Genomic DNA, 16,877 nt, shown 5'->3' with positions numbered 1-16,877 from the left:
CCCTCTTGCGCTACGCTTGGCTCTACAACCACCATCTGCCTCAGACTGCCCTCGATGCCCGCACGCCCATGCAGGCCATGAAGGACTGGTATCGGCGAAGATCGGATTTGTTCCAAAAGCGACCCCATAATCATCCGGGACATGACAGATAGCACGCACCAGCCGACCGAGGCGATGCCGATGTCGAATCCGAAGACCAGACTTTCCGGTGTCTTGTTGTGGCTCACGACGAATCTCCCTTATAATGCGGCCATTGTAGCTATCCGGGGTGAGAGCCGTTGCTACAATAAAGGCGAAAGCCTGTATCCGCCCAGCAAGCTTGCTTGCTGGGCTTTTCATTTGGAGCAGGAATCAAAGGGACTTGTTGGCCCCCCAAAACTCCGCCCGCCCATAGTGGTCTTTTAGAAAATCGATCCAGGCCCGCACGCGCCGCGGCAGGTGGCGGGCGGTGGGGAAGACGGCGTAGATGCCATTGGGGGGGGCGGCGTAATCGTCCAGCACGGCGACCAGGCGGCCGGCGTCGATGTCGGCTTGCACCTCCCAGGTGCTGCGCCAGGCCAGGCCCAGCCCGGCCAGGCACCATTCGTACAGCACCTGGCCGTCGCTGCAGTCCAGCGGGCCGCGTGGGCGCACATGCATCAGGTCCCGGCGCCCGCCCGGGCCGGGTACGGCAAACGCCCAGCCGCGCGTTTGCGAGGCATCCGATGACAGCACCAGGCAGTCGTGTTGCAGCAGGTCGTGCGGATGGCGCGGCACGCCGCGGCGCTGCAGGTAGGCGGGCGTGGCCACGACCAGCCGCCGGTTGTCGGCCAGCCGCACGCTCACCAGGGACGAGTCGGGCAAATCCCCCACCCGCACGGCGCAGTCGTAGCCTTCGGCGATCAGGTCCACCACGCGGTCGCTCAGATTGAGGGAGACGGTGACCTCCGGGTGGCGGGCGCGAAAGGCGGGCACCAGCGGGGCGACGTGCTGGCGCCCAAAGCCGGCCGGGGCGGTGATGCGCAGGTGGCCCCGCGCCGCGGTGCCGCCGGCGCTGACGTTGGCCTCGGCCTGCGCCAGCTCCGCCAGCAGCCGCTGGCAGTCTTCCAGAAACGCGTTGCCCTCCGGCGTGAGGGTGATGCGGCGCGTGGTGCGCACCATCAGTTTGACGCCCAGGTACTCCTCCAGCGCGTCCAGCCGCCGGCCGACGATGGCCGGCACCACCCCTTCGGCGCGCGCGGCCGCGGCCAAGCTGCCGCGTTGGGCCACGGCAACGAATGTTTCCAGCGCCTTGAGCCGGTCCATGCCCGCATTATTGAACAAAAAGTCACGGCTGAAGCGGTCGGCTTGCCGTCGATCCGGACCCGGATTTCGCCTACAGTGGCACGTTTCGACAATCCCGGCCCGCGCCCCCGGCGGCGGGCCGCCATCGGAGGTCAGAGGATCATGACGACACCGCGCATCAACGTCGGTCGGCTGCAGGTGGCCGAGGTACTGTACCGCTTCATCGAAGACCAGGTGCTGCCCGGCACCGGCATCGCCAGCGACCGCTTCTGGAGCGGCTTCGACGCCATCGTCGCCGACCTAGCGCCGAAGAACCGTGCGCTGCTGGCGGAGCGCGACCGCCTGCAGGCCGAGTTGGACAAGTGGCACGGCGCCAACCCCGGCCCGGTCACCAATCCGGCCGCCTACCGCCAGTTTTTGGAGACGATCGGCTACCTGGTGCCGCCGCCCGGCGACGTGCGCGTGACCACGGCCAACGTGGATGCCGAGCTGGCCACGCAGGCCGGCCCGCAGCTGGTGGTGCCGATCCTCAACGCCCGTTACGCGCTCAACGCGGCGAACGCGCGCTGGGGCAGTCTGTACGACGCGCTCTACGGCACCGACGCCATCCCCGAGGACGACGGCTGCGCCAAAGGCCCCGGCTACAACGAGAAGCGCGGCGCCAAGGTGATTGCCTACGCGCGCGGCGTGCTGGACCAGGCCGCGCCGCTGGCGCAGGGCTCGCACGCCGACGCCACGGCCTACGCGGTGGCGAACGGCGCGCTGCGCGTGACGCTGCGCGGCGGCGCGACGACGGGCCTGAAGGATCCGGCCCAGTTCGTCGGCTACCAGGGCGAGGCGGCGGCGCCGTCGTCGGTGCTGCTGCGCCACCACGGGCTGCACCTGGACATCCGCATCGACCGCGCGCACCCGATCGGCGCCACCGACGCCGCGGGCGTCTGCGACGTGGTGGTGGAGGCGGCCCTCTCCACCATCCTGGACCTGGAGGATTCGGTCGCCGCGGTGGACGCCGAGGACAAGGTGCTGGGCTACCGCAATTGGCTTGGCATTCTGCAGGGCTGGCTGACGGAGAGCTTCGACAAGGGCGGCAGGACGCTCACGCGCGGCCTGCACGGCGACCGCCGCTACACCGCGCCGGACGGCCGCGGCGAAGTGGTGCTGCACGGCCGCTCGCTGCTGTTCGTGCGCAACGTCGGCCACCTGATGACCAACCCGGCCATCCTCTACACCGATGCCGACGGCACGGTGCGCGAGATTCCCGAAGGCATCATGGACGCGGTCGTGACGACGACGATCGCGCTGCACGACCTGCAGGGCCGCGGCCGCCTGCCCAGCGGCGAGCCGATCCGCAACAGCCGCACCGGCAGCGTCTACATCGTCAAACCCAAGATGCACGGCCCGCGCGAGGTGGCGTTTGCGGCGGAGCTGTTTGGCCGCGTGGAGCAGATGCTGGGTCTGGCGGACAGCACCGTCAAGCTCGGCATCATGGACGAGGAGCGCCGCACCAGCGTCAACCTCAAGGCCTGCATCGCCGCCGCCGCCAGCCGCGTGGCGTTCATCAACACCGGCTTCCTGGACCGCACGGGTGACGAGATCCATACCGCCATGCTGGCGGGCCCGATGATCCGCAAGAACGACATGAAGGCCAGCGCCTGGATCCAGGCCTACGAGCGCAACAACGTGCTGGTGGGCCTCAAGTGCGGGCTGCGCGGCCGCGCCCAGATCGGCAAGGGCATGTGGGCGATGCCGGACCTGATGCGCGCGATGCTGGAGCAGAAGATCGCGCACCCGAAGGCCGGCGCCAACACCGCCTGGGTGCCCAGCCCCACCGCCGCGACGCTGCACGCGCTGCACTACCACCAGGTGGACGTGGCCGCGATCCAGCAGGAGCTGGAGAGAATCGACGCCGACGCCGAGCGCGACACGCTGCTGGCCGGCCTGTTGACGGTGCCGGTGGCGGCCAACCCGAACTGGAGCGAGGCCGACAAGCAGGCCGAGCTGGACAACAACATCCAGGGCATCCTCGGCTACGTGGTGCGCTGGGTGGACCAGGGCATCGGTTGCTCCAAGGTGCCCGACATCCACGACGTCGGCCTGATGGAGGACCGCGCCACGCTGCGCATCAGCAGCCAGCACGTGGCCAACTGGCTGCACCACGGCGTGGTGACGCCTGAGCAGGTGCGCGAGACCTTCGAGCGCATGGCGCGCAAGGTGGACCAGCAAAACGCCGGCGACCCCCACTACCGCCCGATGGCGCCCAACTTCGAGGCCAGCATGGCGTTCCAGGCCGCGCTGGATCTGGTGTTCAAGGGTAAGGAGCAGCCCAGCGGTTACACCGAGCCGCTGCTGCACGCTTGGCGCCTGAAGGTCAAGGCGGCCTGATCCCCAGGACCTGCCCCCGATCACGACGGCGCCTGCGGGCGCCGTTTTTTTTGGGGTTGCGCGAACGGCGGATGGCGGCACAATGCCGGTGTGACGCACGGGCAGAGGCCCGCACCAGAGGAGACGACGACATGAATATCCGCCACGACGCCCACGTCATCGGGCAGGGTCGGCGCAAGGTGTTGATGCTGCACGGCTGGTTTGGCCATGCGCGCGGCTGGGGGCCGATGGTTCAGCACCTGGACACCGACGCCTTCAGCTACGCCTTCATGGACTATCGCGGCTACGGGCACCGCAAGGGCAGCGGGGGGCCCTACACCATCGAGCAGATCGCCCACGATGCCCTGGCGCTGGCCGACCAGTTGGGCTGGGAGCGGTTTGCGCTGGTGGGGCATTCCATGGGGGGCAGCGCCATCCAATACGTGCTGGCCGAAGCGCCGCAGCGCGTGCAGGCGCTGGTCGGCATCACCCCGGTGCCGGCAGGGGGCGTGCCCTTCGATCCGGAAGGGTGGGCGTTTTTCTCGGCCGCGGCGCAGGATCCCGCCACGCGCCGCGCGATCATCGACCTCACCACGGGGCGCCGGCTCACCGGGACGTGGTTGGATGCGATGGTGCGGTCGTCGCTGGCGCATTCGGACGTGGAGGCCTTTGCCGCCTACCTGACCGCCTGGGCCAAGACCGCTTTCGTCGAGCGCATCCAGGGGCAGACCGTGCCGGTGCTGGTCATCGCGGGCGAGCACGACCCGGCGCTGGGCGAAGCCACCTGCCGCGCCACCTGGCTGCAACACTACCCCCAGGCGCGGCTGGAGGTGATGGCCAATGCCGGCCACTACCCCATGGACGAGACGCCGATTGCCCTGGTTACGGCAATGGAGCGCTTTTTGCGCGAGGCCGTGGCGGTATGAGGCGGGGGGCGAACGCGTGGCTGAGGGGGTGACGGTGGCGGCCGGGCGGGTCGATCCCACCCGGTGTCCGATCTGTGGTGGCGGCAACGGCTGCGCGATGGAGCGCGAGCGGCAAACCGGCCGCGCCCAGCCGCCGTGCTGGTGTACGCAGGCGCACTTTGGCGCCGAGGTGCTGGACCGGGTGCCGGCGGGCGCCCGGGGGCTGGCCTGCATCTGCGCGCGCTGCGCGGGGGCTACACCACTTTCGACAGGCTGAACATCACGGCCGGGCCGAGCCGCGCATCCAGGGCCTCCAGCGGGATGCGCGGGGCCTCGTGGTGCTCGCCCGCCGCGTCCTGGTCGGTGCCGGGCTGGGTGTCGCCGACCAAACGCACGACGGCGATGCCGGGTCGCCGCTGGGCCAGGGTGTCGGCCAGTTGGGCGGCGTCTGCCGGCAGGTGGGCTTCGTCCAGCACCAGCAGGTGGATGTCGCGCGCGGCCAGGGCGGCCAGCGCCTGCGCCGCGCTGGCCACGCCGTCGGCGGCGATGCCGAGCTTTTTGACCACGTCCAGTGCGCGCAGCCGGGTGGGGGCATCGGCCGAGCACACCACGGCGTAGCTGTCCCCGATGGTCTTGAACACGGTCGAGGGGGCGCCACTGTCGTGGCCGGTGGCATCGGTGGCGCGGACTTGTCCGACCGTGCGCCGAAACTGTGCCGTCAGGCGCACCCGGCCGGGCTCCACCTGCCGTTGCAGCGCGATGCCGCCGTCGGTGCTGGCCAGCTGCTGCGCCAACAGCCACAGCACGCCGTCGGCATAGACCGATTCCGGCACCCGGGGGCCATCGAGCAGCACGTCCACCGCCAGCCAGCCCCGCGGCGGGCCGGGCTCGGCCGTCGCGGGGACGGTGTCGTCGGGCACGCGCGGCTCCACGCTCAGCTCCAGCCGGCTGCCCTGCTGCACCGCCCATTCCAGCATGGCCTGCACCAGGCTGTAGGCCACGGTCGGGTCGATCAGCAACTCCACGGGGCGAAACTGCCGCCGCACCGTGATGCCTTGCAGGGCCAGGGCCTCGCGCCGCTCCTGCAACACCGATTCGACGACGTAGGCCAGATCGATTTTTTCGTGCGATTGGCGCACCTGCCCGCTTTGCAGCCGAACGATCTGTTGCGCATGCACGCCACACTGCTTGAGCCGCTGTGCGGGCAGCGCCAGAATTCGGTACTCCGCCTCGGTCAAGCGGCCGCGTTGCAGCAGCAAGCCCAGGCCCCGCAACAGATGGTCCACCGAATCGATGGCCTGCTCCGTGAGCGCCACCGCCAGATCCGGCCAGTGCGCCGCCATGCGCCACGCGGCGTCGCCGGACGGGGCGGGCGCGTTGGAGGATGGGGCGGCGGGCGGGGTCACGACAAAAGCAACCGGGCGGGGGACGGAGGGGCGCACACAATGCGCAAGGCAGTGTAGCCCACGTGCCAAGCGGTCACAATAACGCCCATGAACGCGCCCACTCCCATCAGCGGCCACCCGGCCCCTTACCCGCTGTCGCGCCCGCGCCGTCTGCGCCGCGACGTGTTCACCCGCAACCTGGTGCGCGAGCACCACCTGACCGTGCACGACCTGATCTACCCGGTGTTCGTGCTGGAAGGGCACGGCCGGCGCGAGCCGGTGGCCTCGATGCCCGGGGTGGAGCGGTTGAGCCTGGACCAGCTGCTGCCCGTGGCGCAGGAATGTGTGGAGCTGGGCATCCCGGTGATGGCGCTGTTTCCCGTCATCGATCCCGCCCGCAAGGCACCCGACGGCCGCGAGGCGTGGAACCCCGATGGGCTGGTGCCGCGTGTGGTGGCCGAGCTCAAGGCCCGCGTGCCCAACCTGGGCGTCATGACCGACGTGGCGCTGGACCCCTACACCAGCCACGGGCAGGACGGGCTGCTGGACGAGACCGGCTACATCGTCAACGATGCGACGGTGGAGGTGCTGGTCAAGCAGGCGCTGGTGCAGGCCGCCGCGGGCGTGGACATCGTTGCGCCCAGCGACATGATGGACGGCCGCATCGGCGCCATCCGCCAGGCGCTGGAGGCGCGCGGCCACGTGCACACGCGCATCATGGCCTACAGCGCCAAGTACGCCAGCGCCTTCTACGGGCCGTTCCGCGACGCGGTCGGCAGCGCCGCCAACCTGGGCAAGGCCGACAAGAAGGTCTACCAGATGGACCCGGCCAACTCCGACGAGGCGCTGCGCGAGGTGGCGCTGGACCTGGCCGAAGGCGCCGACATGGTGATGGTCAAGCCCGGCATGCCGTACCTGGACGTGGTGCGCCGCGTCAAGGACGAGTTCAAGGTGCCGACCTTTGCCTACCAGGTCAGCGGCGAGTACGCGATGCTGAAGGCGGCGGCTGCCAACGGCTGGCTCGACCACGATGCCGTGATGATGGAGAGCCTGCTGGCTTTCAAACGCGCTGGCGCCGACGGCGTGCTGACCTACTTTGCCCGCGAAGCCGCGCGCCTGCTGCGCCAAGCCTGAGCCACGTGGGGGGCCCGCGCTGCGCTACCATCGCCATCCCATGAAACACCTATTGCCCCGTGACGCCTGGGCTTGGTTGCAGGAGCGCGCCGGCGATCCGCCCGAACGCGCGCCCCTGTTCATCGACGTGCGCATGGAAATCGAGTCGCTCTACGTCGGTCGTCCGCCCGGGGTGATCAACATTCCCTGGTACGAATACCCCGACCTGCAGCCGGACCCCGAAGGATTCGTGCAGCGCGTGCTGGCCGAAGCCGACGGCGACCGCAGCCGCCCAGTGTTGCTGATCTGCCGCAGCGGCAAGCGCACGCTGGACGCCGGCGCGGCGCTGGAGGCGGCCGGCTTCACCGACGTGGCGCACGTGGTGCACGGCTTTGAGGGCGAGCTGGACGAGCACTTCCACCGCTCCAGCCGCAACGGCTGGCGCTTCGAGGGGCTGCCCTGGGAACAGATGTGACGCTGACGCCCGCGCAGGCGCTCGCCGAGGGCCGGCGCGTGCTGGCCGAGGTGTTCGGCTACGCGGACTTCCGCGGCCAGCAGGCCGACATCGTCGCGCACGTCGGCGCCGGCGGCGACGCGCTGGTGCTGATGCCCACCGGCGGCGGCAAGTCGCTGTGCTACCAGATCCCGGCGCTGGTGCGCCAGCGCGCGGGGCTGGGCGTGACGGTGGTGGTCTCGCCGCTGATCGCGCTGATGCACGACCAGGTCGGCGCGCTGCGCGAGGCCGGGGTCGAGGCCGCCTGCCTCAACTCCAGCCTGACGCCGCAGGAGGCCGCCGCGGTGGAGCAGCGGTTGATGCGCGGGGAGCTGACGCTGCTGTACGCCGCGCCGGAGCGCATCGTCACGCCGCGCTTTCTGGCGCGGCTGCAGGCGCTGCACGAGGCCGGGCGGCTGGCGCTGCTGGCCATCGACGAGGCGCACTGCGTCAGCCAGTGGGGGCACGACTTCCGCCCGGAGTACCGGGAACTGGCGGTGCTGGCCGAGCGCTGCCCGGGCGTGCCGCGCATCGCGCTGACGGCCACTGCCGATGCCCTGACGCGCGAGGACATCGTCGCGCACCTGCGGCTGGAAGGCGCGCGCACCTTCGTGGCGAGCTTCGACCGCCCCAACATCCGCTACACCATCGTCGAGAAGGACCACGCACTGCGCCAGCTGCTGCGCTTCGTCGCCGACGAGCACACGCTGCCGGACGGGCGGCACGACGCCGGCATCGTCTACTGCGCCTCGCGCCGCAAGGTGGAGGAGGTGGCCGCGCGGCTGCAGGCCGCCGGGCTGCGCGCGCTGCCGTACCACGCCGGGCTGGACGCCGCCACACGCCAGCGGCATCAGGACCGCTTCCTGCGCGAGGACGGGCTGGTGATGGTGGCCACGGTCGCCTTCGGCATGGGCATCGACAAGCCGGACGTGCGCTTCGTGGCGCATTTGGATCTGCCGAAGAACGTCGAGGGCTACTACCAGGAGACCGGCCGCGCCGGCCGCGACGGCGAGCCGGCCAACGCCTGGATGGCCTACGGGCTGCAGGACGTGGTGCAGCAGCGCCGCCTGATCGACGACAGCGGCGCCGACGAGGCGTTCAAGCGCGTGCTGCGCGCCAAGCTGGAGGCGCTGCTGGCGCTGGCGGAATCCACCGGCTGCCGCCGTCAGCAGCTGCTGGCCTACTTCGGCGAGGCCAGCCCCCCGTGCGGCAACTGCGACAACTGCCTGCAGCCGCCGCAGACCTGGGACGCCACCGAGGCGGCGCGCAAGCTCCTGTCGTGCATCTACCGCCTGCAGCAAAGCGGCGCGGCGTTCGGCGCCGGGCACGTGATCGACGTGCTGCGCGGCCAGGCCACCGACAAGGTGCGCGCGCACGGCCACGAGCGGCTGTCCACCTGGGCCATCGGGCGCGAACTCGACGAGGCGACCTGGCGGCGCGTGCTGCGCCAGCTGGTGGCGCGTGGCGCGGTGCAGGTGGCCGGGGAGTTCCACACGCTGCACCTGACGCCGGCGGCGCGGCCGATCCTGCGCGGCGAGCAGCCGCTGCACCTGCGCGTGGCCACCGAGGGCCGCCGCGCCGAGCGGGCGCCGCGGCAGGCGCGCGCGCTGGCCACGGAGGCCCGGCTGCCGCTGCGCGAACGCGAGGTGCTGGCGGCGCTGAAGCGCTGGCGCGCCGAGGTGGCGCGTGCGCACGACCTGCCGGCCTACGTGATCTTCCACGACGCCACGCTCGTGGCGCTGGCGCAGCGCCTGCCGGCCTGTGACGGCGATCTGGAGGGCATCCCGGGCTTGGGCGAGAAGAAGCGCGCCGCCTACGGCGCTGAGGTGCTGCGCGTCGTCGCGCAGGCGCTGCAGGTCGCCGGGCCCGCCGCGCCGGAGCCGCTCGTGGCGTGGGCCTGACGGCGCGCGGGGCCGGCAGGGGTGCCGTCAGCCGCGGTCGCGCCGCGCGTGCTGCGCGCCGGTCACCAGCAGCACCGTGCGGTCCGGGCTGCGCCGCTCCAGCAGCGTGGCGGCCATCGCGTCGTCGCGCGCCAGCTGGATGCGCACCATCGCCGGCAGCTGCGCCGCCGGCAGCAGGCCGCAGTGGCCTTCGTCCAGCGCGCGGTGCAGCGCGGCGCGCTGCTGCGCATCCGGCAGCGTATCGTCCCAGGCGGCGTCGCGCATCACCTCGCCGTGCTGGCGCCGCGGCAGGTTGCCGCCCGCCACCGGCACGCCGGCGCGCACCGCCGCCATCACCACCGGGCCGTAGCGCCGCCACGGCCAGCCGGCGTCGTGCCAGGCCAGCGCCGCGCGCACCGCGGCCTCGTCGGCGTCGGGGGCCAGCGCCGCGGTGTCGCGGCCGCGCTCGGCCATCTCCAGCACCAGCGCGGCCAGACGCCCCTCGCGCGCCAGCGCCTGCACCGCGGCGGCCTCCAGCCACTGGTGGGCGTCGGCGTCGTGCTGCTCGCCCAGCAGCAGCCAGTCGGCCGCGCCCGGCAGCGCCGCCAGCCGCGCGCGCACCCAGGCCAGCCGCGCCGGCTCGTCGGCCACCACGGCGCGCGCGTCGTCGCCCGCCGCCGTGCTGGCGGCCGCACCCGCCCACCGGGCCAGCGCCGCCAGCGTGGCGGCGGCCCCGTAGCGCAGCCAGCGCCGCCGTAGCGGATCGGTCGTCATGCGCCCATTATCGGCGCGGCGCCACTAGCCGCTAAGATGGGGCATGAACCCCGTTTCGTACCCCCAACCCTCTCGAGGAGCTTGACGACCATGGCCAAGAAAAACGCCACCAAGACCGCCAGCCGCGCCGCCACCCCGGTGGACATCGGCATCGCGCCGGCCCAGCGCGCCGCCATCGCGCAGGGGCTGGAGCGGCTGCTGGCCGACACCTTCACGCTGTACCTGACGACGCACAACTTCCACTGGAACGTCACCGGGCCGATGTTCAACAGTCTGCACGACATGTTCATGCAGCAGTACACCGAGCTGTGGAACGCCATCGACCCGATCGCCGAGCGCATCCGCGCGCTCGGCCACGTGGCGCCGGCCTCGTACGCGCAGTACGCGCGCCTGAGCTCGCTGCCGGATGCGCCCGCCGAGCCGCCGAAGGCGATGGAGATGGTGCGCATCCTGGCGCTGGGCCACGAGGCGGTGGCGCGCACCGCGCGCGGCCTCTTCCCGCTGGTGGACGAGGCGCACGACGAGCCGACCGCCGACCTGCTGACGCAGCGCCTGTCGGTGCACGAGCAGACGGCGTGGATGCTGCGCAGCCTGCTGGAGGAGTGAGCTCCGCCGCCTTGACGTGCCCGTGCCCGCTGTCTACGATCCAAGCCCGACGTCCGATGTGATGGGGTGGTGGCATGTGGGACGATGAAGATGGGCGTGGAGGCTCCGGCCGTTGGCAGGTGGTGGGCTGCTCGCGGCGTGCGGTGCTGGGCTTGGGGCTGGGGATCGCCGCGCTCGGCGGGCGGCCAGGTTGGGCGCAGTCTCCAGCGCCCGTGGTGCCGCTGGCCGATACGCACAGTCACATGGGGTTGTTTGGTCCCACCAAGTCGGCCACCTTCAGCCCCGACCGCTTCATGGCCGAAGGGCATGTCAAGCTGGTCGCGTGGAAATGGGTGCCGGATTACGAGCTTGTCCGGCGAGGGGCGAACGGCGAACTCCTGCCGCCCCCGGCGCCACCGGATCCGGACCGCATGTGGGCGGCAACCGAAGCCGGTTGGCGCGCCATGCGCGATAGCGCCACCCAAGCCGGTGTAGCGATTGTTCTCGGCAAGGATGATGTGGAGGCGGCGCGGGCCGGCCACACCTCCGTCGTGCTGGCCAGCGAAGGCTGCGATTTCGTCGACGCGGCGCTCGAGCGGGTTGACGCGGCTTACCGCATGGGGGTACGCCACCTGCAACTGGTGCACTACACCCCCAATCCCTTGGCCGACGTGCAAGCCCGGCCGACCCAGCATGGGGGGCTGACGTCGCTGGGGCGGGACTTGATCGCGCGCTGCAACCAACGGGGCATCTTGGTCGATTTGGCCCATCTGACGCCTGAGGCTGCGGCCGAGGCGGCAGCTCTTTCCTCCCGACCGGTCATCTGGTCGCACAGCGCTCTGCGGGTGGGGCGTCACTTCGCATCCCGCAACGAACGCCTGCTGCCGTTGGAGACGGCCCGTGCGATCGCGAGCCGCGGGGGCGTGGTCGGCCTGTGGGGGTTCGATCAGACGGCAGGCTACCGCCTATCCGGTTACGTGCGCCTCATCCTGGAAGCCGTGGAGCATCTTGGTGAGGATCACGTCGTGTTCGGCACCGACATGTCGGGGCTGCGCAACTGGACGGTGCTGCGCCATTACGGAGACCTTGGCAAGGCCGTGGAAGAGCTGATCTCTGCGGGCTTGCCCGAAACCGTCTTGCGCAAGATCGCGTTCGACAACTACGCCCGCGTGCTCACCGCCAGTCTCACTTGAGCGAGACCGGTCCGGCTCCGCAAGCGTCCGTTTCAGTGCACCACCACCGGCGTCTGCGCCAGGGACGCGTAGCTCTCCAGCGTGTCTTCCACCTCTTCCTGGGTGGGGGTGTTTTGTTGCCACGCTTCGATCTGCTGCTGGAACAGCTCGGCCCAGGAGCCGTCCAGGTAGACCTCTTTGCCGGAGCGCTTGTCCACGATCTCGAAACCGTGCCGCGGCATCACCGGCCGCTGGGCGTCCCCCTCGGCCGCGCCCGCCATCTCCTGGGCGTTGGCCAAGATGTGGACCACCGCGAAGCTGTCGGAGTTGTAGAGCATGTGCATGGCCACACTATCCTCGAAACACAAAGTCCCTGCAAGTCGGGGGCGGCGCTGACGGCCCTTCCCGGCGCCGGCATCGCCACCTTGCTGCGCACATCGGGGCGCGCCGGGGTTTTTCAAGGGGGGGTACCGGCCGGGCGCCAGTGGCGCAGCCGCTGGTCCACGCGCTCGCCATGGGGCTGCTGCAGTACGATGCGCACGGGCAGGCCCGCGATGGCCGGGGTATACCAAGCCTCCACGCTCAGACCCTGCTCACCCTCCGGCACACGCCGCAGGCGCACCGCGTCGAAGCTGCCCGCCGGGACGGTGATGGGCTCGCGCCCGACGACCTCGACGGTCCACAGCTCCAGCCGCCCCAAACTGGCCACGGGGATGCGCCAGCGTTGCCCAGGCGCCATGGCGTCCACCCAGCCGCCCAGTTGCACGAAAACCCCCAGCCGGTCTTGTGTGCCCGCGGGCAGGCCCTCGATGGCGGTGCCGCCATCGGCGTGCGCCCGCCCGGGTTCGGGCGGGGCTGGCCAATCGAACGCCAGCCAGCGCTCGCGCCGTGCCCGGTCTTCGAAGCGGCTCGGTTGCAGGCCCATGGGGGTCAGCACCCCGCTGCTGACCTGCACACGGCTGCCCACCAGAAACGCCCGCAGCGCCAGCTCAAGCCGGTAGCGTTCGTCGTCCGGCCGCCAGTCCAGCACGGCGTCGGCCCGGTAGCTCAGGCCCTTGGCTTCGCCGAGCACCTCGTACTCCATCCGCCCCGCTGGCGGAGGCCGCCAGCGGTTCCCTCCGGGCGGATCGGTGTTGGGCGGGGCCGCAGCCAGCAGGCCCGCTGCGGCGGTGACCGATGCGCCCGCCTCGGGGTCCCGTGGGGCGGAGGGGGCTTCGTCAGCGGGGCCGCTCGCCGCGTCTGCGGGGGTGGAGAGGCTGGGGCCATCTGCGTCTTGGACCCCGGACGACAGCGCGGGGCCGAGGGATGCCACCGCCGACGTGTCCGCAACGGCCGGGGCTGCGGGTGCCACTGGGGCCATTGTCTGGCGTGGCCGTGCGACGGGCGGCGATGCCGGGCGCCGTGCATCGGTGGGGGCAGCCCGCTCAGGTGGCGGGAGCAGGGCGGCCGATACCGTCGGTATCCGCCCATCGCCCCCCGTGCCGACGGGCGCCTCGCTCGGGCGCCAGGCCAGCGTCAGTGCGGCCACGTGCAGCGCGACCACCGCCGCGCCGACGGCCAGTGCGCGCGCCCATCGCGGATGCGGTGCCCTCATGGGCGCGATACTAGCGGCTGCGCACGGCATCCGTGAGACACCCCCCATGAAACTTGCCACCTACCGCGACGGCAGCCGCGATGGCCAGCTCGTCGTCGTGTCGCGCGACGGCACGTTGGCGCACTACGCCAGCGGCATCGCCGACACCCTGCAGCAGGCGCTCGACGACTGGAACTTCATTGCCCCGCAGTTGCGCGACCTGGCCCTGACGCTCGACCAGGGCAAGGCCCGCCATGCGTTTCCCTTCGATCCGCGACTGTGCGCCGCGCCGCTGCCGCGGGCCGTGGCGTGGCTGGCCCCCGAGGACGGCGCCGACGAGCCCCGCCCCTGGTGCAGCGATGCCCTGTGGGGGCCGGCACGGCCGCTGCCGGCCGTGGATGGCGTGGCGGATGTCGGGCCGTCGCTGGCCGTGGTCTGCGGCGACGTCTCCCCCGGGGTGGATCCGGCGGCTGCGCTGGAGGCGGTTCGCCTGCTGGCGCTGGCTTGCCACTGGCGGCATGGCGACGCGCCGGCGGAGCCGACGCAGCCCTGGGGCGTGACGCTGGCGCCGTGCGTGGTGACGCCGGACGAAGTCGGCCCCGCGTGGCGCGACGGACGCCTGGCGGCCTGCGTGACCACGACCTGGAACGGGCGCAAGCTGGGCATTGCCGACGGGGCCGACCAAGCGGTGCCCTTTGGGGCGCTGATCGCGCACGCGGCCCGGATCCGCGGCCTGTCGGCCGGGACGGTGGTCGCCGGCGGCACCCTGCCTACTCCGCAGGAGCCGGGCGATCCCCCCACCTGGCCGCGCGGCTATGCCAATCTGGCCATGCGCCGTGCGGCCGAGCGCCTGACCCTGGGCCGTGCGAGCACCCCCTGGTTGGCGCCGGGCGACCGGGTGCACATCGACGCCCGCTTGCCCGATGGCCGCGCCCCGTTCGGCCCCATCGACGTCGAGTGGGCCTCCGCTCAGAGCGACGGGGTTGCGCCGGGGTGGTCGCGCTCGTAGCGGGTCTGGCAGCCGATGCAGCGCTGCGCGGTCGGGGCGGCGTGCAGCCGGGCGGTCGGGATCTCCGCCCCGCAGTCCGTGCACAGGCCGAAGGTGCCGTTGGCGATGCGCTGCAGGGCCTCGTCGATCGCGCGCAGCGCCGCCGTCTCGCGCTCGTCCAGCGCCTGCGCCAGATCGCGCTCGCCGTCCACCTGGCTCCAGTCACCGCTCTGGATGTCGTGCGGATCCAGGGCGGACTCCGCGCGGCCGATCTTGCCGCCCCGCTGGGCGCGGATCTGCGCGATCAGGTCGGCGCGCATCTGTTGCAGCTGCTGGGCATAGGTGTCGGAGATGGGCTGGCTCATGGTCGTCGGCTCGTGGTAGCGGCCCGGGCCCGGGCCGATGTTTGACATTGTGGCGCCGATTCCCGGCGACGGCCAAGGTCAGCCGGGCCGTGCAGGCCAGCCTTTGACGCCGATCAAGGGCGCCGAGGGCAGGCCGCCGGGTGTCCGGGCGTGTCGTGGCTGTGGCATGCTACGGTGCATGCGGTCGATGCCGCGCAAAGGATGCCCACCATGACCCCGCCCGACTTCGGCGCCTTTCAGGCGGCCTTCGCGCCCTATGCCCGGTACGTCCCCGGGTTTGCCTTTCTGCAGGGCCTGGCCGGCGGCAGCCCGGCCGCGGATGCCCCGCCCATGACGCAGTGGGTGGCCCCGGTGTTCGATGTCGATGAGCTCGAGCGCCGCATTCGCGACCTCAAGGCCGTCCACTTCTGGCTCGAACAGAATGCCCGGGCGCTGCAGGCGACGATCCAGGCGCTCGAGGTGCAGAAGATGACCCTGGCCACCCTCAAGGGCATGAACGTCAGCCTCCACGAAATGGCGCAGGCATTCGCCAGTTCCGGCGCCAACGCCAGCCCCGGTGTCGGGACGGAAGCCGTTGCGCAAGGAGGGTCGCCCGCCAGCGAGCCACCCACGGAGGCACCGGCCGCGGCGCCCGGGGTCGATCCGGTGCGCTGGTGGCGGTCGCTGACCGACCAATTCCAGACGATTGCGGCCAACACCCTGCAAGAGATGGCGCAACACACCGCAACGGCCGCCGCGCTGGTGCTGGCCCAGTTGCGCGCCCAACTGGCCGCGGCAGCGCCTGCCGACCCTGCTGGGCACGGCGGTGCGGCCGGCCGCCTGGAGGCCGGCCAGGCCGTCACGCCGCTGGCGGTGCTGTACCTGACCGACCACTACGCCGATGCCGCGGCCGACATCCTGGATCACCTGAGCGCCGAGTTGCCGCAGGTGACCGACTGGGTGGGGGCGGTGGGCGTGGGTATCTGCGCCGGCGGGGCCGAGTACATCGACGAGCCGGGGCTGGCCGTCATGCTGTGCGACTTGGCGCCCAGCCGCTACCGCGTCTTCAGCGGGCTGGCGCCGCTGGGGGCCACCCAGGGGCCGGAAGGCTTCGTGCCGCAGACCGCGCTGGTGCACGCCGACCCCGCTACGCCCGATGTGACGGAGCTGGTGCAGGAGCTGGCCGAGCGCACGCTGGGCCACTATCTGTTCGGGGGCTTGGCGGCCAGCCGCGCCGGCTCGCTGCAAATCGCGCGCTCCAGCCGCGGCGGTCTGGCCGGACATGGGCGAGAGGCGGCGGCCGGTCTGTTCCGTGGGGGCTTGAGCGGCGTGGCCTTCGGGCCGGATGTGGGCATCGTCTCGCGCGTGACGCAGGGCGTGCGCGCCGTCTCGCCCGCGTACCGCATCACGGCCGCGCGGGCGCAGTGCGTGGACGAGCTGGACGGTCAGCCCGCGCTCGATGTGCTGCTGCGCGCGCTGGACTTGTCGCTGGACGATCTGCCCGCCGTGATTGCGCGCCTGCGACAGACGCTGGTCGGCTTGCAGGCACCGGCGGCGCCGGCCTCGGCGGGCCGAACGGGGCCCGAGGGGCATCGGGAGCACGTCGGGCGCGTGCCTCTGCGCCTGGGCGACGACCTGTTGGTGCGCCACTTGGTGGGCCTGGACCCGGCGCGGCGCGCCTTCGTCGTCGCCGACGAGGTGCCCGTCGGCGGCACCCTGACCCTGTGCGCGCGCGATGTACAGGCCGCCCGCGCGGACTTGGTGCGCATCTGCGCCGAGATCCGCGACGAACTCAGCCCCGAGGAGGGCGAGGTCGGCGGCGACCCCGTGCAGCGCATCGCGGGTGCGGTGTATGTGAGCTGCAATGGCCGGGGCGGGCCGCATTTCGGCGGCCCCGGGGCCGAACTGCAGATCGTGCGGCACGCTCTGGGCGACGTGCCGCTGGTCGGGTTTTTTGCCGCGGGTGAGATCGCCCACCACCGCCTGTATGGCTACACCGGGGTGCTCACGGTATTCGTGGCGGATGCCCCCAGCGGCTGAG

Annotated in this window: 16 protein-coding genes and 2 pseudogenes; 12 read left to right on the top strand and 6 right to left on the bottom strand. The window is 71.8% G+C overall.

The genetic code is table 11. The features are described from left to right. Window positions 1–152: pseudogene (locus Tfont_RS14815) on the top strand (IS481 family transposase); the annotation flags it as partial. A 199-nt stretch (window positions 153–351) separates the two neighbouring features. Here the strand turns inward: Tfont_RS14815 and Tfont_RS10360 are convergent. Then, window positions 352–1,284: a LysR family transcriptional regulator gene (locus Tfont_RS10360; RefSeq protein WP_143969352.1), complete on the bottom strand. Its 933-nt coding sequence runs from the start codon at window positions 1,282–1,284 to the stop codon at window positions 352–354. Window positions 1,285–1,425: 141 nt separating this feature from the next. Between Tfont_RS10360 and Tfont_RS10355 the strand changes: the two genes are divergently transcribed. The 3 genes from Tfont_RS10355 (at window position 1,426) to Tfont_RS10345 (ending at window position 4,806) form a co-directional block, all read left to right on the top strand. After that, a complete protein-coding gene (locus Tfont_RS10355) occupies window positions 1,426–3,645 on the top strand; it encodes a malate synthase G (protein WP_143969351.1) in 2,220 nt (739 codons plus the stop codon). Between the two features lie 131 nt (window positions 3,646–3,776). Beyond that, window positions 3,777–4,550, top strand: coding sequence for an alpha/beta fold hydrolase (locus Tfont_RS10350; protein ID WP_143969350.1), 774 nt, complete (start codon window positions 3,777–3,779; stop codon window positions 4,548–4,550). Further along, window positions 4,465–4,806, top strand: coding sequence for a cysteine-rich CWC family protein (locus Tfont_RS10345; protein ID WP_143969349.1), 342 nt, complete (start codon window positions 4,465–4,467; stop codon window positions 4,804–4,806). Before Tfont_RS10350 ends, Tfont_RS10345 begins: the two co-directional genes overlap by 86 nt. Here Tfont_RS10345 and Tfont_RS10340 read toward each other — a convergent pair. After that, on the bottom strand, window positions 4,784–5,935 hold the full coding sequence (locus Tfont_RS10340) for a hypothetical protein (RefSeq protein WP_143969348.1): 1,152 nt from the start codon (window positions 5,933–5,935) through the stop codon (window positions 4,784–4,786). The genes Tfont_RS10345 and Tfont_RS10340 overlap by 23 nt on opposite strands. A gap of 87 nt (window positions 5,936–6,022) precedes the next feature. Here Tfont_RS10340 and hemB point away from each other — a divergent pair, with 87 nt between their 5' ends. The 3 genes from hemB to recQ are packed head-to-tail and all read left to right on the top strand — an operon-like array spanning window position 6,023 to window position 9,421. Continuing rightward, window positions 6,023–7,048, top strand: a complete 1,026-nt coding sequence (hemB, locus tag Tfont_RS10335; protein ID WP_143969347.1) for a porphobilinogen synthase — start codon at window positions 6,023–6,025, stop codon at window positions 7,046–7,048. Window positions 7,049–7,088: 40 nt separating this feature from the next. Beyond that, window positions 7,089–7,502 carry a rhodanese-like domain-containing protein gene (locus tag Tfont_RS10330; RefSeq protein ID WP_143969346.1) on the top strand — a complete coding sequence of 138 codons (414 nt, stop codon included), beginning with the start codon at window positions 7,089–7,091 and terminating at the stop codon, window positions 7,500–7,502. After that, the gene (gene recQ / locus Tfont_RS10325; protein WP_260682356.1) at window positions 7,499–9,421 is read left to right on the top strand and encodes a DNA helicase RecQ; all 1,923 of its coding nucleotides are present in this window, start codon (window positions 7,499–7,501) and stop codon (window positions 9,419–9,421) included. The genes Tfont_RS10330 and recQ overlap by 4 nt, the downstream gene beginning before the upstream one ends. 27 nt (window positions 9,422–9,448) lie before the next feature. Here the strand turns inward: recQ and Tfont_RS10320 are convergent, their stop codons facing one another. Further along, window positions 9,449–10,174 (bottom strand): ChaN family lipoprotein, encoded by a 726-nt coding sequence (locus Tfont_RS10320; RefSeq protein WP_143969345.1) that lies wholly within the window; start codon window positions 10,172–10,174, stop codon window positions 9,449–9,451. Between the two features lie 90 nt (window positions 10,175–10,264). On the opposite strand from Tfont_RS10320, the gene Tfont_RS10315 reads away from it, so the two are divergent. Together Tfont_RS10315 and Tfont_RS10310 are read left to right on the top strand one after the other, a co-directional pair. Beyond that, window positions 10,265–10,780 (top strand): Dps family protein, encoded by a 516-nt coding sequence (locus Tfont_RS10315; RefSeq protein ID WP_143969344.1) that lies wholly within the window; start codon window positions 10,265–10,267, stop codon window positions 10,778–10,780. A 74-nt stretch (window positions 10,781–10,854) separates the two neighbouring features. Beyond that, a complete protein-coding gene (locus Tfont_RS10310) occupies window positions 10,855–11,952 on the top strand; it encodes a dipeptidase (RefSeq protein WP_143969343.1) in 1,098 nt (365 codons plus the stop codon). Window positions 11,953–11,984: 32 nt separating this feature from the next. On the opposite strand, the gene Tfont_RS10305 is transcribed toward Tfont_RS10310, so the two are convergent. Both Tfont_RS10305 and Tfont_RS10300 read right to left on the bottom strand, forming a co-directional pair. Then, entirely contained in the window at window positions 11,985–12,275 is a 291-nt protein-coding gene (locus tag Tfont_RS10305; RefSeq protein WP_143969342.1) for a BTH_I0359 family protein, read from the bottom strand. 113 nt (window positions 12,276–12,388) lie between these two features. Continuing rightward, window positions 12,389–13,003 carry a DUF3108 domain-containing protein gene (locus Tfont_RS10300; RefSeq protein ID WP_453822435.1) on the bottom strand — a complete coding sequence of 205 codons (615 nt, stop codon included), beginning with the start codon at window positions 13,001–13,003 and terminating at the stop codon, window positions 12,389–12,391. A 568-nt stretch (window positions 13,004–13,571) separates the two neighbouring features. Here Tfont_RS10300 and Tfont_RS10295 point away from each other — a divergent pair. Continuing rightward, a complete protein-coding gene (locus Tfont_RS10295) occupies window positions 13,572–14,513 on the top strand; it encodes a fumarylacetoacetate hydrolase family protein (RefSeq protein WP_185974514.1) in 942 nt (313 codons plus the stop codon). Here Tfont_RS10295 and Tfont_RS10290 read toward each other — a convergent pair. Then, on the bottom strand, window positions 14,474–14,857 hold the full coding sequence (locus tag Tfont_RS10290) for a TraR/DksA family transcriptional regulator (protein WP_068608317.1): 384 nt from the start codon (window positions 14,855–14,857) through the stop codon (window positions 14,474–14,476). The genes Tfont_RS10295 and Tfont_RS10290 overlap by 40 nt on opposite strands. A gap of 201 nt (window positions 14,858–15,058) precedes the next feature. On the opposite strand from Tfont_RS10290, the pseudogene Tfont_RS15075 reads away from it, so the two are divergent. Both Tfont_RS15075 and Tfont_RS10285 read left to right on the top strand, forming a co-directional pair. Next, a pseudogene (locus tag Tfont_RS15075) lies at window positions 15,059–15,334 on the top strand (PhaM family polyhydroxyalkanoate granule multifunctional regulatory protein); the annotation flags it as partial. 231 nt (window positions 15,335–15,565) lie between these two features. Further along, complete coding sequence (locus Tfont_RS10285; protein WP_143969356.1) at window positions 15,566–16,876, top strand: FIST signal transduction protein; 1,311 nt, start codon at window positions 15,566–15,568, stop codon at window positions 16,874–16,876. Window position 16,877: the final 1 nt, after the last annotated feature.

It is taken from the genome of Tepidimonas fonticaldi, from assembly GCF_007556755.1.
Taxonomy (GTDB): Bacteria; Pseudomonadota; Gammaproteobacteria; order Burkholderiales; family Burkholderiaceae_C; genus Tepidimonas; species Tepidimonas fonticaldi.
Note: the sequence above shows the minus strand (reverse complement) of the source record. Positions and strands in the feature narration are given on the sequence as shown.

Excerpts from the sequence above, each read along its gene's own strand:
- hemB (WP_143969347.1), top strand. The coding sequence starts at position 6,023 with ATGAACGCGCCCACTCCCATCAGCGGCCACCCGGCCCCTTACCCGCTG.
- Tfont_RS10305 (WP_143969342.1), bottom strand. The coding sequence starts at position 12,275 with ATGCACATGCTCTACAACTCCGACAGCTTCGCGGTGGTCCACATCTTG.
- Tfont_RS10320 (WP_143969345.1), bottom strand. The coding sequence starts at position 10,174 with ATGACGACCGATCCGCTACGGCGGCGCTGGCTGCGCTACGGGGCCGCC.
- Tfont_RS10310 (WP_143969343.1), top strand. The coding sequence starts at position 10,855 with ATGTGGGACGATGAAGATGGGCGTGGAGGCTCCGGCCGTTGGCAGGTG.
- Tfont_RS10350 (WP_143969350.1), top strand. The coding sequence starts at position 3,777 with ATGAATATCCGCCACGACGCCCACGTCATCGGGCAGGGTCGGCGCAAG.
- Tfont_RS10330 (WP_143969346.1), top strand. The coding sequence starts at position 7,089 with ATGAAACACCTATTGCCCCGTGACGCCTGGGCTTGGTTGCAGGAGCGC.
- Tfont_RS10315 (WP_143969344.1), top strand. The coding sequence starts at position 10,265 with ATGGCCAAGAAAAACGCCACCAAGACCGCCAGCCGCGCCGCCACCCCG.
- Tfont_RS10285 (WP_143969356.1), top strand. The coding sequence starts at position 15,566 with ATGGCGCAACACACCGCAACGGCCGCCGCGCTGGTGCTGGCCCAGTTG.
- Tfont_RS10355 (WP_143969351.1), top strand. The coding sequence starts at position 1,426 with ATGACGACACCGCGCATCAACGTCGGTCGGCTGCAGGTGGCCGAGGTA.
- Tfont_RS10295 (WP_185974514.1), top strand. The coding sequence starts at position 13,572 with ATGAAACTTGCCACCTACCGCGACGGCAGCCGCGATGGCCAGCTCGTC.
- Tfont_RS10290 (WP_068608317.1), bottom strand. The coding sequence starts at position 14,857 with ATGAGCCAGCCCATCTCCGACACCTATGCCCAGCAGCTGCAACAGATG.
- Tfont_RS10345 (WP_143969349.1), top strand. The coding sequence starts at position 4,465 with ATGCCGGCCACTACCCCATGGACGAGACGCCGATTGCCCTGGTTACGG.
- Tfont_RS10360 (WP_143969352.1), bottom strand. The coding sequence starts at position 1,284 with ATGGACCGGCTCAAGGCGCTGGAAACATTCGTTGCCGTGGCCCAACGC.